At 36.0% G+C, this 16,958-nt stretch carries 15 protein-coding genes; 1 reads left to right on the top strand and 14 read right to left on the bottom strand.

The window, feature by feature from the left end:
• Positions 1–8 precede the first annotated feature (8 nt).
• The 9 genes from pdhA to tpiA all read right to left on the bottom strand — a co-directional run bounded on the left by pdhA (position 9) and on the right by tpiA (position 8,292).
• Positions 9–1,049, bottom strand: coding sequence for a pyruvate dehydrogenase (acetyl-transferring) E1 component subunit alpha (pdhA, locus tag PVV60_RS04190; RefSeq protein ID WP_273723352.1), 1,041 nt, complete (start codon positions 1,047–1,049; stop codon positions 9–11).
• 135 nt (positions 1,050–1,184) lie between these two features.
• Positions 1,185–1,496, bottom strand: coding sequence for a septum formation initiator family protein (locus PVV60_RS04185; RefSeq protein WP_012754998.1), 312 nt, complete (start codon positions 1,494–1,496; stop codon positions 1,185–1,187).
• Between the two features lie 183 nt (positions 1,497–1,679).
• Positions 1,680–2,132, bottom strand: coding sequence for a TM2 domain-containing protein (locus tag PVV60_RS04180; RefSeq protein ID WP_273723349.1), 453 nt, complete (start codon positions 2,130–2,132; stop codon positions 1,680–1,682).
• A gap of 360 nt (positions 2,133–2,492) precedes the next feature.
• A complete protein-coding gene (locus PVV60_RS04175; RefSeq protein ID WP_273723347.1) occupies positions 2,493–2,900 on the bottom strand; it encodes a TM2 domain-containing protein in 408 nt (135 codons plus the stop codon).
• A 111-nt stretch (positions 2,901–3,011) separates the two neighbouring features.
• Positions 3,012–4,283, bottom strand: coding sequence for a phosphopyruvate hydratase (eno, locus tag PVV60_RS04170; protein ID WP_273723345.1), 1,272 nt, complete (start codon positions 4,281–4,283; stop codon positions 3,012–3,014).
• Positions 4,284–4,354: 71 nt separating this feature from the next.
• The gene (gene kdsA / locus PVV60_RS04165; protein ID WP_273723344.1) at positions 4,355–5,191 is read right to left on the bottom strand and encodes a 3-deoxy-8-phosphooctulonate synthase; all 837 of its coding nucleotides are present in this window, start codon (positions 5,189–5,191) and stop codon (positions 4,355–4,357) included.
• A 36-nt stretch (positions 5,192–5,227) separates the two neighbouring features.
• Entirely contained in the window at positions 5,228–6,856 is a 1,629-nt protein-coding gene (locus PVV60_RS04160) for a CTP synthase (RefSeq protein WP_273723342.1), read from the bottom strand.
• 127 nt (positions 6,857–6,983) lie between these two features.
• A complete protein-coding gene (gene secG / locus PVV60_RS04155) occupies positions 6,984–7,445 on the bottom strand; it encodes a preprotein translocase subunit SecG (RefSeq protein WP_273723340.1) in 462 nt (153 codons plus the stop codon).
• A gap of 82 nt (positions 7,446–7,527) precedes the next feature.
• A complete protein-coding gene (gene tpiA / locus PVV60_RS04150; RefSeq protein ID WP_273723339.1) occupies positions 7,528–8,292 on the bottom strand; it encodes a triose-phosphate isomerase in 765 nt (254 codons plus the stop codon).
• A gap of 154 nt (positions 8,293–8,446) precedes the next feature.
• On the opposite strand from tpiA, the gene PVV60_RS04145 reads away from it, so the two are divergent.
• Entirely contained in the window at positions 8,447–10,336 is a 1,890-nt protein-coding gene (locus PVV60_RS04145) for a peptidyl-prolyl cis-trans isomerase (protein WP_273723337.1), read from the top strand.
• Positions 10,337–11,208: 872 nt separating this feature from the next.
• Here the strand turns inward: PVV60_RS04145 and PVV60_RS04140 are convergent.
• The 5 genes from PVV60_RS04140 to PVV60_RS04120 all read right to left on the bottom strand — a co-directional run bounded on the left by PVV60_RS04140 (position 11,209) and on the right by PVV60_RS04120 (position 16,913).
• Positions 11,209–12,069 carry a phytoene/squalene synthase family protein gene (locus PVV60_RS04140; protein WP_273723335.1) on the bottom strand — a complete coding sequence of 287 codons (861 nt, stop codon included), beginning with the start codon at positions 12,067–12,069 and terminating at the stop codon, positions 11,209–11,211.
• A gap of 874 nt (positions 12,070–12,943) precedes the next feature.
• Positions 12,944–13,330 carry an Mth938-like domain-containing protein gene (locus PVV60_RS04135; protein WP_273723333.1) on the bottom strand — a complete coding sequence of 129 codons (387 nt, stop codon included), beginning with the start codon at positions 13,328–13,330 and terminating at the stop codon, positions 12,944–12,946.
• Positions 13,331–13,778: 448 nt separating this feature from the next.
• The gene (gene yajC, locus PVV60_RS04130; RefSeq protein WP_273723331.1) at positions 13,779–14,231 is read right to left on the bottom strand and encodes a preprotein translocase subunit YajC; all 453 of its coding nucleotides are present in this window, start codon (positions 14,229–14,231) and stop codon (positions 13,779–13,781) included.
• A 685-nt stretch (positions 14,232–14,916) separates the two neighbouring features.
• The gene (locus PVV60_RS04125) at positions 14,917–16,098 is read right to left on the bottom strand and encodes a M23 family metallopeptidase (protein ID WP_273723330.1); all 1,182 of its coding nucleotides are present in this window, start codon (positions 16,096–16,098) and stop codon (positions 14,917–14,919) included.
• Positions 16,099–16,253: 155 nt separating this feature from the next.
• The gene (locus PVV60_RS04120; RefSeq protein WP_273723383.1) at positions 16,254–16,913 is read right to left on the bottom strand and encodes a protein-L-isoaspartate(D-aspartate) O-methyltransferase; all 660 of its coding nucleotides are present in this window, start codon (positions 16,911–16,913) and stop codon (positions 16,254–16,256) included.
• Positions 16,914–16,958: the final 45 nt, after the last annotated feature.

Here is a 16,958-nt window from a genome sequence, read left to right as displayed (position 1 = left end):
CCCTCGCATCAAACTAAAATATCAGTATAGAGCTCAGAAGCATCTGGCTCTTGATCACTTTGTGCAAAATCTGCCGCATCAGCAACAATTGCACGAACCTCTTTCTCAATAGACTTTAAATCATCTTCATTCGCCCAATTTTTCTTAAGAATCCGACTTTTTACTTGATCAATCGGATCGTGTTCCTCTTTTATTTTTTGGACTTCTTCCTTTGAACGATATTTTGCCGGATCAGACATGGAATGACCACGATAACGATAGGTCTGCATATCAAGAATGATCGGTCCTTTACCTGAGCGTGCCCAAGAAATTGCCTCATCAGCAGCTCCTTTTACTGATCGAACATCCATACCGTCAACAAAAATACCTGGAATTTCAAAAGAAAGACCACGTCGGGAAAAATCAGTTTCTGCAGATGCACGTGAAACGGACGTTCCCATAGCATACTGATTGTTTTCAATAATATAAACAACGGGAAGCTTCCAAAGTGAAGCCATATTAAAACTTTCGTAAACCTGCCCCTGATTTGCGGCACCATCACCAAAATAAACCAATGTCACATTATCTTTACCAAGATATTGATTCGAAAATGCCAAACCTGAACCAATGGAAACCTGCGCACCAACAATACCATGTCCACCATAAAAGTTTTTTTCTTTAGAGAACATATGCATCGAGCCACCTTTCCCTTTGGAAAAGCCACCTTGACGGCCCGTTAATTCTGCCATGACACCACGCGGAGTCATCCCAACAGCTAACATATGTCCATGATCACGGTAAGACGTAATAACTTGATCACCTTCTTTTGCCGCTTTCAATGTTCCTATAACAACAGCTTCCTGACCAATATAAAGGTGACAAAATCCCCCAATAAGCCCCATACCATAAAGTTGTCCTGCTTTTTCTTCAAAACGCCGAATTAAAAGCATTTCACGATAAGCATCAATTTCTTCCTCTTTTGTAAAATCTGCTATTGGTGCTTTCTTTGTGGTGCTTGATAATGCAGTGCGCGCCACCGACGCAGAATTTTTTTTAAGTCGTTCTGCCATATTAAACTCCCTTTTATGATTATTTAGGAATAACCTTTACGAACAAAAGTTACAAGCCTTATCAATCGGCTTAAACAATATCATTGCTGATTATCGTTTAAAGTAAGCGATTTTTCATTTACCTTTGGTATCATTTCAAGGTATTAAGATTGTCAGTTCATTTGGCTTAGAAAAGTTCAAATTCTTTCGGACATACTCATCTAACATATCTTTTTCTATATGCCCGTTGCGTAAAAGAGAAATACGCTTTTCCATGAATATCCGCTCAGCTTCTATTTTATGAAGCTCCTTTTCTAATTCGCTAATATGCTGATTAACTTCACTGCGTGAATACAATCCATACTCACCATGATAAATGTGATAACTGAAATAGCTTAAGACTCCCACCGTCATAAGAGGTAGTACAAAGCGTACTTTGATTGATCGACGTTTCTGCTTTGTCCACATAAAATAGCACAGTCTTTACAGCACAAATTTCTTAATATTTTGCCCAACTATGCACGATTTTGATTAACACCTCATTACTCAATCTACACATGCAAACAATTTGTTACCACCAAAGTCCCCCCCTTAATACAATTAAAGTAAGCTGAATAACCCACTTTTTATATTATAAATATTGGATATCCTCTAAGTTGTGATTTTACACCCATCTTTGTCCTTAAAATTTCCTGTTAAAATGACTATAAAATCAATCAATACCCAAGGTGTAATTATCAAAAAAATTCCTATAAGCCCTACCGGCATAAATATTACACTTATTATACTTATTACACTTATTATATTTATAAGAAGCATTGCAATGCCCGTTCCAACTTTACCAGCCATAAAGCGATGAATTCCCAATAAACCAAAAAACCAACAAACAAGTGCTATCGCCAATCTTGATTTTTCTGACTGCGATTTACTCAAAAGAGGGAGAACAGATTTAACAACATTATCTTCATATACAAAATCAACGGTATCCCCTACCTTTGGTGCTTTTTTTCCTAACCAATCCCAACTCGTAAATTGATAACGCTTACCATCAGCCCCAGAAACAAAATAATCTCCTTGATCCTGACCAATAATTCTACCTTTCATCCTCGACCACCTATAAAGCTGCTCCTTATGTGTTATTCATAAAGAGATTATTTCTAATTTGATGATATATCGATTAACCTCACGGCGTAAATAAAATTTGTAGCAGCCGCAATGACCTAATGTTTTTGCTGCTATAAGCAGCAATACAAAACACACCTTAGTTGATTTACGTCGTTGTTTTATCCACATAAAATAGCACAGTCTTTTTCAATACTTTTATTCAACTGTGCATATTATTCTTAATATCTCACATTAAAGAAATAGAGTACAATAATCTTGCATTATGCAGCTCAATATATTGATCAAAATATTGATCAAAATAAAAAGTAAACTTAATTATTTTCTTTTTATTGTAAATTTTTAAAAATCTGTAATCTGATTCCCGTCTTTATCCGTAAATCTTCCACCAAGAATGACTATAAAATCAACAATTGCCCAAACACCGGTAATTATCAATCCAAACAATGATAAAGATAGAATCAGCATTAAAGCACCAGTCCGAACTTTACCAACCATAAAGCGATGAACACCAAAGATACCTGAACACCAACAAAGGAGTGCGAACATTATCTTTGAATTCTCTGTACCTGGTCTCAACAATGGAAAAACAGAACTGACACCCCCCCCTTCACAAACAAAATCAACAGCATTACCAATCCTTGGCGGATTCTTTCCCAACCAATCCCAAGTCGCAAACTGGTAACGTTTACCATCATCACCCGAAACGAGATAAGTCCCTTGATCTTGACTAATAATTATACCTCTCATATTAATCCCTATAAATTTAAATACTTAAAAATTATTACGTATATGCCTTTGATAAGAAATCTCAATTTCATAGTCTAAATGATCTTATACTTTCATATTTTGGGCTCACAACTATACACGATATAAATCACCAGCATAACGCGCTTGGGATCCTAGCATTTCTTCAATACGAATAAGTTGATTGTATTTTGCTAATCTATCCGAACGTGCAAGAGAACCTGTTTTAATTTGTCCACAATTCGTTGCAACAGCAAGATCTGCAATGAAAGAATCCTCTGTTTCGCCTGAACGATGAGATATAATGGCACGATAACCTGCTTTATGTGCTACTTCTACAGCATCAAGTGTTTCACTCAATGTACCAATTTGATTAACTTTTATGAGAATAGAATTGCCTACCCCCATTTTGATACCATCACGCAAACGTGCTGAATTCGTTACAAACAAATCATCGCCAACAAGCTGACATTTTTCTCCAATTGTGTCAGTGAGGAGCTTCCAACCTTCCCAATCATCCTCTGCCATTCCATCTTCAATTGTAATAATAGGATAATTTTTCACAAGCTGCGCTAAATAATCTACCTGCTCTTGGATGTCTCGGCATTTGCCCTCACCTTTATAAAAATACGAACCATTTTTATAAAATTCGGTTGAAGCACAGTCTAAACCAATGGCAATTTGTTCACTTGGTTTGTAGCCACATGTTATGATAGATTCCATAATAAAATCAATGGCTTGATCAGCACTTTTAAATTGAGGAGCAAAACCACCTTCATCACCAACATTGGTATTATAACCTGCATCTTTTAAACGCTTTTTCAATGCACGGAAAATCTCAGCGCCATAACGGATGGCTTCTCTTACAGTAGGGGCTCCTATAGGAATAATCATAAACTCTTGAAAATCAATCAAATTATCAGCATGAACGCCACCATTAATAATATTCATCATAGGAGTTGGAAGAATATGCGCTTGTGTACCACCAATATAACGATACAACGGTAAATTTAATGAATCCGCTGCTGCTTTTGCAACAGCTAATGAAACACCAAGAATCGCATTGGCTCCAAGACGGGCTTTGTTTGGCGTTCCATCCAAAGCAATCATTGCTTGATCAATAGCAATTTGATTTGTTGCATCCCGCCCACCAAGTTCTTCAAGAATTTCGCCATTAACTGCAGCAACCGCTTTTTCAACACCTTTCCCTTGATAGCGCAAACCACCATCACGAAGCTCTATAGCCTCGTGTGCTCCTGTTGAAGCTCCCGAGGGAACCAGAGCGCGACCAAAAGCTCCATTCTCCAAATGAACATCAACTTCTACCGTTGGGTTACCACGGCTATCAAGAACTTCACGTCCAATGATATCGACAATTATAGTCATATGTGTTTCCTTATCCAATAAAAGTCTTGATTCATTTCTAATGTCCTATTAATGAAATGTCTTTTCTCTTCTCAATTTAACTTCTTTGACAGATAATCAAACTCCATTAGAGTCTCAAGCAATCTTTGTAAATTATCAAGTTTAATCATATTGGGTCCATCAGAAGGTGCATTATCTGGATCTTGATGCGTTTCTAAAAAAATACCTGCTACCCCAACAGAAACTGCCGCACGCGCTAAAACTTCAACAAATTGACGCTGTCCACCAGATGAAGCACCCTGTCCCCCAGGTTCTTGAACAGAATGCGTTGCATCAAAAATAACAGGAGCACCAAATGAACGTAAAATAGGCAATGAACGCATATCAGAAATAAGTCGGTTGTAACCAAATGACGTGCCTCGCTCACAAAGCATAACATTCGGATTACCACTGTAAACAACCTTTTTTAAAACATTTTCCATGTCCCAAGGCGCTAAAAACTGACCTTTTTTAATGTTAATAACACATTCTGTTTTGGCGGCTGCTACCAAAAGATCTGTTTGACGACATAAAAAAGCCGGTATTTGTAAAATATCAACCGTAGAAGAAACAATTGTACATTGCTCTTCTGTATGCACATCAGTTAGTATAGGGCAATTAAACTCCTTTTTTAAATCAGAGAAAACAGCCATTGCTTTTTCAAGACCAATACCACGTGCCGCACCTAAAGAAGTTCGGTTAGCTTTATCGTAACTCGATTTATAAACAAACCCGATACCAAGCTGATCGGTAATTGTTTTAATACGGCCAGCCATTTCAAAAGCATGATCGCGACTTTCCATCTGACACGGCCCTGCGATTAATGAAAGAGGCATTTCATTTGAAAAAATAATATTCCCAACTTTCACACGGGCATTTGGTTTAGTCATTTTATCCCTCAAAAGCAAAGTAACCCAATTTATGCATTAAACTAATCGACTTTGTTCTACAGCGGCTTCAATAAAAGAAGAAAAAAGCGGGTGAGGATCAAAAGGACGAGATTTTAATTCTGGATGATATTGAACACCAATAAACCATGGATGATCTGCATATTCTATCGTTTCTGGTAAAATACCATCAGGAGACATCCCAGAAAAAATCAAACCACACTGTTCTAACTTATCCTTATAATCAATATTGACCTCATAACGATGACGATGTCGCTCAACAATCTTGGTTATTCCATAAATTTGAGCAATATGACTCTCTTCTTTTAATTCAGCAGCAAAAGCACCAAGACGCATTGATCCGCCGAGATCACCATTTCTTGTACGTTTTTCAAGAACGTCTCCTTTAAGCCATTCTGTCATTAAACCTACAATTGGATTTTCTGTTTCGCAAAACTCGCTTGATGAAGCATTCTTAATCTGTGCAATATTGCGCGCAGCCTCTATACAAGCTAATTGCATCCCAAAACAAATCCCTAAAAATGGAACTTTACGCTCTCGTGCAAATTGAATTGCTCGAATCTTTCCTTCTGCCCCTCGTGCCCCAAAAGCACCTGGAACCAAAATTCCATGGACTTTTTGTAAAGCTGAAACAGAATCTTCTTTTTCAAAAAGTTCCGAATCAATCCACTCAATATTAACTTTCACTTTATTCGCTAAACCACCATGCGCAATCGCTTCAATAAGAGATTTATAAGCATCCTTTAAGCCTGTATATTTTCCCACAACAGCAATCGTAACTTCTCCTTCAGGATGGTGGATACGATGCGTAATATCTTCCCACCGATCCATCTGAGGGGTAGGTGCCGAATTGATTCCAAAAGCGCAAAGAACTTCAGAGTCCAAACCCTCCTTATGATATGCCATAGGAACATCATAAATTGTTGGCATATCTAATGCCTGAATGACTGCATTGGAGCGAACATTGCAAAAAAGTGATAATTTGCACCGTTCTGTTTCTGGAATAGATCGATCTGCACGTACAAGCAAAATATCAGGAGAAATACCAATTGCTTGCAATTCTTTGACAGAATGTTGTGTTGGTTTCGTTTTTAATTCACCTGCCGAAGGAATATAAGGCATTAATGTGAGATGGACATAAACGACATTTTTTCTTGGTAGCTCATTGCGAAGCTGACGAATCGCTTCTAGAAAAGGCATTGCTTCAATATCACCAACCGTTCCACCTATCTCACACAAAACAAAATCAAATTCCTCATTTCCCATCGTAATGAATCTCTTAATTTCATCCGTAACATGAGGAATAACTTGGACTGTTGCCCCCAAATAATCACCACGCCGCTCTCTTTCAATGATATTGCGATAAATACGCCCTGTTGTAATATTATCTTGGCTATTTGCAGAACGCCCAGTAAAACGCTCATAATGACCAAGATCAAGATCCGTTTCTGCACCATCATCAGTCACAAACACTTCACCATGTTGATAAGGTGACATCGTACCTGGATCAACATTTAAATAAGGATCAAGTTTGCGAAGACGTACGCGATAGCCACGAGCCTGTAATAACGCTGCTAACGCTGCCGCCGCGATGCCTTTTCCAAGGGAAGAAACCACACCACCAGTAATAAAAACATAACGTGCCATGGGCTTATGGTGATAAGCAATTTATAATGATTTTTCCAGCAAAAAATGCAAAAAGAAACAATTTTTCTTCTAAAATAAAAAAGGTGAAAAAATCACCTTTTTAAAAAGTCTATATTTTCTTAAAAAACTATTTTGTACTGTTATCCGGAACTGTATTTTCAAGAACCTGTGGAACTGGACTTTCTTCTTCAGGTTTTGTGGATTTTGTGGACTGTTTCTGTTCCTGCGGAGAATTCGAAGTGCCTCCTAGCTGTTCAAGAATAGAAGGGGAAGACTCACCATCTGATGATGGGACTGATTCTGAACCTTTATTGGTAGAATTCTTCTCTGAATTAACCGGTATACGCTTTAAAATATCAGAACTAGAATTTGATATATTACTCACCACAGTAAGTCCAATAGACACAACAAAAAAACAACAGGCTAAAATAGCAGTCAAACGTGTTAAAGGGTTTCGAGATCCACGCGTTTTCATCAACCCTGAGCTATTACTCACACCTAGCCCACCACCTTCTGAAGGTTGGATTAATATAACACCAACCAAAGTAATCACAATCAACAAATGAATAACTATAAGTACTGTTTGCATAAACCCTGCTCTTCAAATAACTTTTTAATAGCTATTTACACATAAATAGCACACAATCCAAGGGAAAACTCAAATTTCTCTGCTATAGTTTACGGCAAACAGCACAAATAGTTAAAAAATCAACCGCTTTTAAGCTTGCTCCACCTATCAAAACACCATTAACATGAGGAATGCTTAAAAGCTCAAATGCATTGGAGGGCTTTACAGATCCACCATAAAGCAAACGTATCTTATTGCCTTTATCACCAAAACGAGAGCGCACCTTATCACGCATGAAATGATGTATTTTTGCAATATCTTCTAGAGTTGCTGTATTGCCGGTTCCTATCGCCCAAATAGGTTCATAAGCGATAATGGTATTCTCTGCTGTTGCATCATCTGGTAAAGATTCTTCAAGCTGCTGCGTGAGAATATCCAGCACTTTGTTATTATTACGCTCCTCTAATGTTTCACCAATACACACAAGAGCCACAAGACCTACTCGCCACGCAGCTTGCACTTTGGCGCAAACAATCGCATCGTTTTCCTGATATACTGTACGACGTTCTGAATGGCCAATAATGACATGACTTGCCCCTGCGTCTTTAAGCATAAAAGCTGAAATATCTCCAGTATAGGGACCGTGATCATCAAAATGACAATTTTGTCCTCCTAAAAGGATATTTTCACTATCCAGTATATCAGAAGCACGAGATAAAAGTGTTGCTGGGACACAAATAAGTGCCTCAAAAAGATGACTAAGATCAGAGCTAACGCCTGTAGCAATAGCACGCAACTCTCCAAGCGTTTCACTCGTTCCATTCATTTTCCAATTTCCAGCAAGAAAAGGCCGAGTATTTGGAGACATATTTCTACCTCAAGAACTTTTATAATACTTTGTTTATCTGTACTACCAAATTATAAAACGAACGCAAGTCTTTAAAAGCTTGCATCTTTCATCTCTTTATTGCAAATTCCATTACAGCTTTGATAATAATTTATGTTAAAAATGGGATTGAACAATGCTTGACGTCATAAGAAATGCTACAAATTCTTGGATTTTCAGAATTTTCCTTGCTATTTTAGTCCTATGCTTCATTCTTCTATGGGGGATACCACACTTACACAAAAAAAGCGAAAGAGATCTTATTACGTCTGGAAAGTCCACAGTAACTGTTGATGATTATCGTCTTGCACTTGCCGATCAAAGCGCACGTTTAGCATATGCTGCTCATCTTGGACGAATGTTTACAGCAAATGAAATGCAGCAATACCGAATTCCTGCTTTTGTGTTTAATCAATTACAACAAAATATATTACTTGATGAACAAGCACGTAAAATGAAAATAAGTCTTTCAAAAGATACAATAGCTCATACGATTGGTTCTGATAAGATGTTCCAAGTAAATGGCACTTTTGATAAAAATTTGTTTTACAACTATCTTCAGCAGCTACGTATTAGTGAAAGTGCTTTTCTTAATTACTACACCAAACAAGAAAAGCGTAACCAACTTATTTCAGCTTTACTTTCTGATATGAAAGCACCAAATCTCTTTTATAAAGCACTTGCTCTTTATCAAGGAGAAATGCGTGTTGCTGATTATCTCGTTATTGATCTAAAAGAAAAGGAATTAATTGCTGATCCAGATCACGAGACACTACAAAAATGGTTTAAAACACATCAAAGTCAATTTCGTGCTCCAGAATACCGCACTGTTTCTTTACTATCTATGGAACTTAGTGATTTTGTAAAACCTAAAGATATCTCAACAGATGAGGCGAAAGCCTATTATACACAAAATGCTTCACGTTTTGTAACGCCTGAAAAGCGTACATTCGAAGAACTGCGTTTTCCCTCACGCGAAGAAGCCGATAATGCAGCAAAAAAAATAGCTGATGGATTGAGTTTTGATGAACTGGTAAAAGCTGAAAAAAAGACTCTTAATGACATAAAAAAAGGGCCTATCGCAGAAAATGAACTTCCTAATCATCTAGCATCTGAAATTTTTCAACTTCAGCAAGGCCAAGTCAGTCCTGTGATAAATGACTTACAGGGACCTGTTATCATTCGCGTCACGCATATTGAACCATCAAGCTCTCTTCCTTTTGAAAGTGTAGAAGAAAATATTCGCCAAACACTTGCCAAAAATCATGCTACTGATGATATCCGTAACAATTACGTAGCCATTGAAAATGCTCGTTTTGAGGGGGACTCTCTCAAAGAGTTAGCTGATAAATACAAGTTATCTTTGCGCACAATTACCATTGATAAAACGGGAAAAACGCTTGAAGGTACAATACTCACGGATTTACCTCAAAAAGATATTTTACTGAATGCCATCTATCAATCAAACGAAGGAGCCGATCTTGATCCTCTCTCTTTTCAAAATGGTGTATATCTCTGGTATAAGGTCGATAAAATTATTCCTGCCCGCGATAAGACACTTGAAGAGGCTAAGCTAGATGTTCTTTCTCAATGGAAAAGTGAGGAAATCCAACGTCTTCTTGATGAAAAAGCCAAAAATGCTCTCAAACAGCTCACGGAAGGAAAAAGTCTTGTTGCCCTTGCTCGTACCCTTGGTGTTACAAAACAAACAACACCACCCCTCCAGCGTCAAGACTCATCTGACACTCTTGGCGTTGAAGGGATTAAAGCATTATTTTCTGCTCCCAAAGGTCATTATGGCATCATAAAAGGTCCGGTTGCAACAAACCGTATCATTTATCAGATAAAGACTGTAACCATGCCTAAAGATATCACGCCTCATACTCTTCCAACTGAGGTCCGCGCCAATATAGATATGATGATAAGAGAAGATCTCAAGCTAGAAATGCTACAAGTTGCCAATAAAGAACATCCTTTGGAAATTAATAGCACAAATTATAATCAGATCTTTAACGCCCTCCAATAAAAAGGTTGTGCATAATTTAAAGAACTTATTGATAAAGTTTCCATCAGCTCTTCGTCTATAGTTGAAGAGGTAAGATAGATCTCTTGTCTGCATATCTTAAGATCAGTATTTGTATAATGATTAATTCTCTCGCAAATCAGTATATATATGGATTTGCGAGAAAATAGTTAATGGAATGTAGAGTCATTTTTGCAATGCATTAAACAATATTATCCATCCAAAGGTTGTAAAGATTGTCGCCCATTGAGCTATACCCATTAAGCTATAATGTCATCCCTATCGTCATTCATTTATTGCTTATCATATTGCTACTCTTAATATTCATTCATAAGGAGCGTATTGCCTCTTCCTGAAATGATTTCATTTACACACCCAACTTATAATATACAAAAAAACTATTTTAAAATTCATTGTAAAATGAATTATCATTATAAATCAATATATTCATAAATCATAACAGTCATCAATTATGATTTTATAATTTCTCAAAAATGAGAGTTTTTTATAGACTCATAGACTGCCAAGACAACTTCTCTCATAAAATAGAAATTTTATTTCTTTAAATGAGATACAATCAATACATTCAGAGTACTTAACAGTTCTTCATCAAACAAACCAATGTATTGAGATTTATCTCATGTTTTTTTTTCTTTGCATCTCATCCATCCAATACACTGAATAAAACATATTACTGATAAAGAAATGCACCGTATTTTCAAGATCATAAAATTTCTTATTATTTTGCGTTCATAACAACTAAAACGTCAACATTTTTTATAACAAAAAAATGGTTTGGAATCACAATAGTTCCTTTTATCTTCATATGAGAAAATCTGTCTATATGTTACGCATTCCAACGTGGTAATATTCTTTTACAATATCTTTGGAAAATTGCCGCTTATTGCTGCCCTTGTTATCAACCAATAGCGATATATTAATGGCAACGTTGCACTCTCTTGAAAAATTGCAGCACCCAGCTGTATAGCTTTTTGAAGAGAAGCTGGGATAATGACCAATGGAAGAAAAGCTGGCTTAAGAACTCTAGGTAAAACACAAGAATACTCGTAAAATTGGGTATAATGATCGCGCGATAATGCTACCATAGCTTCAACAATACGACCTTTTTGTTGATCACTGAGACATTGAGATTCCAAATCTTCCCTATTCACTCCTACAGCCTTTAATATATCAGTAGGTAAATAATATTGATATCGTGATTGCATGAATGATAAAAGACGCAATACACCGCTTAATCCTTGAGAAATCCCTCCATGTTCATAGATATCTGTAAACTCTTGTGCAGTATCAGGATCTAATATCTGACAAGAAAGCTGTAAAATTATGCTTGCTGTCTCACCACAATAATGCTCGAGATCATGAAGTGTTTCTATTGGATTTTGATAAAGATCTAAAATTTGTGCATTACAATAACGTAAAAAAGCTGTCTTAGGTAAATTAAAAAGAGTTATTGCTTTCAATAAATCACTCAAAATCGGATTATTTCCACTCGTTTGCATTTCACCATGAGCAATAGAATCATACCACCAACGTAACCGTATTTCTCCTATGAGTGGATCATGTACACTTTCGCGAATACGAGAAACTTCAGCATTAAATACATAGAGAGCAGCCAATGCTTGGCGCTTTTTTTTAGGCGCAAATAAAACCGATATATAGCGATCACGATCTATGATACGTAAAATATCAAGACAATAAGGAAGAGAGCCTATCATTCAAACCTATTAACGTCCCTTTTTTAGTAATGAAATTAATATCCTCTTTTTATTCATATTAAAAAATGAGGGATAAGCAAATACAGTTCAGAAAATAAGATTTTTAAATGTACCTCTTAACTGTATTATGAATTAAAATTTCTTTTCTAGTCATTTTTCCTTTTAGAAAGAAAAAATTAAATAAATAATTTTTCTGATAAAATTATCTTATTGGACTAAAATTTTCAGTTGCAGTAAAAAAAGCTAAAAACTAATTGTAACATGCATAGCGAAACTTAGAATAACAAGCAACGCAAAACACTTTTTCACTGAATAGATAACAATGTTATTTTATAAAAATGCACTGATCACAAAAACTTCATCAAATCATTGATCTCCTCCTCCATCCTAAAGGACAAATATTGCTACCAACAGCAATTTGTAAAAAATCAAATTGCTCTCGGTGAGTTTCTATTACTATCAACACATTGATTTACAATCATTATTTATTGTTTTATATGTTAAATTAGAATCCCAAATATCGTAGAATGCTTTCATTTCAAACCAATTCCATGTTGAATCAATCAAAACTAATTCCCTTGCACGTCACAAGCGGAGCTGGCTTGTAGGTAAAAACTGTATAAGAAAGAATTAAAAATGCCTCTTATGAACTGCCTCAAGTGCCAAGAGTTGATCACTCATGTGATTCATTGAACTACGAGCAAAGCTCTGTCCTGAATACTTGCTGCTGTATTTAAAAATACTTAATGTACTAAGTTATGTATATTCTATACCCTTATATCATCGCCTTAAACGGCGGTATTTTCCGGCGCAGAAAAATAATCATACAAGGCTTTCATACTAGACGAGAGCATTTATTTTATTAAACAATACTCTATTCTACCGCAAATAATAACGCCGCAACAGCGCGATCTTCAGCCAATAAAACATTAAATGTACGCACCGCCGCTCCCGTACTCATTGTATCTGATGAAATACGTTTTTCCCATAAAAGCACCCGTAACTCTTCAGGTAATCGCAATAATTCAATTCCAGTACCTATTAATAAAACTTCGATTTCAGAAGCTTCTTCTAAAATACGAGATATATCCTCTTGAGTGGGAATAGGCCCTGCCATGTCAATGCCATAAATACCTGATGGTACACAAATAATAGAACCTCTATGAGACATATCCGCAAAACGAAATCCACCATTTCCATAAGCATCAATAGGTGCACGACTTGGAAAATGTGCTTCACGAATTTGAATTGCATCGAACATGAACAAGCACCCTTTATTTTTGAATAATCCAATTGTCTTTGCTACTTCTCACCATAAAATTAAAGTAAGGCCGATAGAAACATTGATATCTTAACCATAGCCTCGTATTGAAGTGAAAATTTTATATAAAGCCCTAATCTTCTCATACAACAAATATACGAAAATTTGCTAATAAACCGCAATAAAATGCTATACCTGCTTAAATCAATCTATCTTTTAAAAAGTTTTCTCAGCTTATTTACTCACAAATTTCTTTTTATAAAAACAGTGATCTTGTTTTAAAGACAGAAAAAATTGCGTAACATTCTATAAATAAAGTAACTATTTTAATAATCTAAAGAAAACAAAAACTCCATTTCCTGTAGCCACTACAAAAGCCACTTTTCCAATGAAATTGTCTTGATCTTGCCAAATTTTTTATAAAAATGCTTAAAACTTCCACTACACCTTAAGATGCATTTTCCTTTGATATAGCTTTTTTCTCTTCAGAGATACTCATATCTTCTTTCGTTTTCGTTTTAGATTTAGACTTTTGTGGTGTTTTTGCTTTAGCATTAAGTTTTGATTTTTTTTCTGCAATCGGCTCACCTTTAACACGCACATCAGCTAATGTTGAGCGAATAACACGGATATTCATACACTCACCAATTTCAACCTCTAATTCACCACTCTCGTCGTGAACCTTCGTAACCTTGCCGATAATACCACCACCCGTTATAACTGTATCACCACGACGTACTGCATTAAGCATTTCTTGGCGCCTTTTCATTTGGGCACGCTGTGGACGAATGATAAACAAATACATAATTGCAAAAATTAAAATGAATGGGACTGCGCTAGCAAATGAAATTCCACCGGAAACATCGCCTGCAACTTGAGCATAAGCGTTCGTAATAAACATTTTCATCTCCTATAGTTAAACCTCAGGTATTTCCCACTCTATTAAAATGAAATTCCGATACAGAAAAAATTCCTAAAGAATTTATCATAAAAAGCAATAACCGTATAATCTAATCACAGCTTTACAAAAATACAACAAATCCTTAAGAGACAGAATACCAAAATACAATGAGAAAAATCTTTAAAAATAGATTCATTTTCCCCTATTGTATATCCTACAATATAAATCTTTTCACTAACTCAATAAATTATACAAGATAATTTTTCTAATAAAAAAACTTTAATTTATATAGATAATTTATCATTTTTGATATCGAATGATAGACCTAAATACAGTAAAACGCTCTCATTTTCAAACCTTCCGAATTAATCAAAACGATTTTCTTGCAGACACACATATGAAATGAGTCTGTCGACAAAAACTTTTTAAGAAAGGCGTGAAATATCTTTTTTCATGCTTCTCTCAAATGTAAGAGCAGTTGGAACACTGAAAGCTGACAAATAGTATGATGTTCTTGTCTTACACTTTCATAAAAACAAAGATGGTAATATCTAACGCCCCAACGAACTACTCTCCTTAAACCAATGATTTTTTGCTGCAATGTTATTGATTTAAGAAAATCAATTGTTTTTCATAAAGTTTCTATAAACTGTAAGACTATTCAAATGTAAAAGTCATCAATAAATTAGTTTTCTAAATATTTAAGGGGATCAACGGGTAATGAATTCTTACGCATCTCAAAATAGACACGTGGCGTTTTAACATTTCCTGAAACACCAGATTTAGCAATCTCATCACCGCGTCTTATCCTTTGTCCCTTATTAACAACAAGCTTACTGTTACATCCATAAATAGTGATAATATTATTTTCATGTCGAATCATCACAACATTACCAAGCTCTTTTAATCCATCTCCCGCGTAAATAACAACACCATTTTCTGCCGCCTTTACCGAAGACCCTTCAGGCACAGCAATATCTATTCCTCGATTCATTACTGTTCCCTTTTTTTGACCGAACTGGCTTAACAAACGCCCTCGTACTGGCCAACGCATCTTAGAAATTCCTGTGGCTTGCGGAGTCATCATATTATCTGTATTCGTAACAGTACTTGACAAACCAGTCTCATGATTCAATTGCGTCATCTGTTTAGAAAAATTTTTCTCAGAACTTGATTTGTTCATCTTTGCAGAAGGTTGCGTTGTTACAGGAGCTTTATGTATAGGAGAGGACCTCTTGTTTTTTATAGAGGACATCACTTGAGATTGGGATGCAGATTCTGTTGTTGATGCTGTCCAATCGTTATTATTGTGTGCATTTGAAGCTGCTAATGTACGCCTGCTTGGTACCACAAGGACCTGACCAATGTAAATGGAATTTCTGTTTATGCCATTTGCTAATTTTAATGCCTCAACACTAACCCCTATTTGTCGTGCAATACTGAGCAGTGTATCTCCACTCTGGACAATATAAGAATTTCGCCGAAAAATAGGAGACTTATCCATTTGTGAACGAGAAAGTGTTCCAAGATTACGTGGAGGGGAACCCATAACGCGACCATCAGAAGAAGTTATCCTACCTTGATGTGAAAAATTATAGGGAGAATTGTCATCTCCCCACGAATCATCACTTGATTCCACAGGTGGCAATTCAGTGCTTTGTATCATACCACTACCGTATGATAGCATTCGCGGATCTGTAGACATAGTGCTCGATATATTTGATTGAGATGATACCGTACGATGAGAGACAATATTGGAAAAACGCTGTGTACCAGAACTACAACCAGCAATAATAGTTACCACCGCTAAAAAAGTTATTCTCTGAAAATTATGCTGGAAAATATTATCCAAAGCTTTTAAACGCATCGTTTTGCTCACTCATCAATAATCAACTCACTCTATTAAAGCTTTTTTAAATTACCGAAGAGTTAAAATGAGATGTTTTATTCATAAATATCTTTATATAAAATCAAAATGAATTTAATGTAGGCTATTTGCAGCAATTTCTTAACTTTTAAAAATTAAAGTATCTCTGCAATGCCCTTAATAAAAGGTTGGTAACGCACTTGAAACAGTTCTAAACACTCAAATCGACTACCAATTTTTGTATAGCGCGTCACCGTTTGTACTCCTTCGTCAGGTCCTATCGCCTGAATGAGAATTCCATTTTCAGCTAAAAGCTCTAAAAATTCCTTTGGTTCATCAAAACGTGATGGCCAAATAAGAATACGATCAAATGATCCCAAGCCTGTCACACTATGACTTCCATCAATCTGCCGTATAACAATATTTTCAATTCCTAAAGTTTGAAATTTTTGGCGTGCCAAATCAACAAGCGTTTTATAACGATCAATCGTTGTCACACGGTCACTCAGACATGCCATAAGCGCAGTACAAAAACCAGATCCTGTACCAATTTCTAAGACGCGATGCCTTTTTTTCAACGATAATGCCGAAAGAATTAAGAGTTGTTCTTCCAAACGTTCCATATATTCACCACACTCAAGGGGAATAACTTTATTATCATAAGCACTATTAAACCAAGGGGCAGAAACAAACTGTTGACGCGGAATTTTCTCTAATGCCGAAAAAAATCGCACGTCATCAATGCCTTTGCTACGCATTTTCAGTACAAGAGCGGCTAACTCCTCACGAAATTGTAAAATACCCTTTTGCCCCATAGTATCATTCAATCTCCAATGGAGGTGCACTTTTATCATACTGAC

The sequence above is a fragment of the Bartonella sp. AU18XJBT genome (genome assembly GCF_028618595.1).
Lineage (GTDB): Bacteria > Pseudomonadota > Alphaproteobacteria > Rhizobiales > Rhizobiaceae > Bartonella.
Note: the sequence above shows the minus strand (reverse complement) of the source record. Positions and strands in the feature narration are given on the sequence as shown.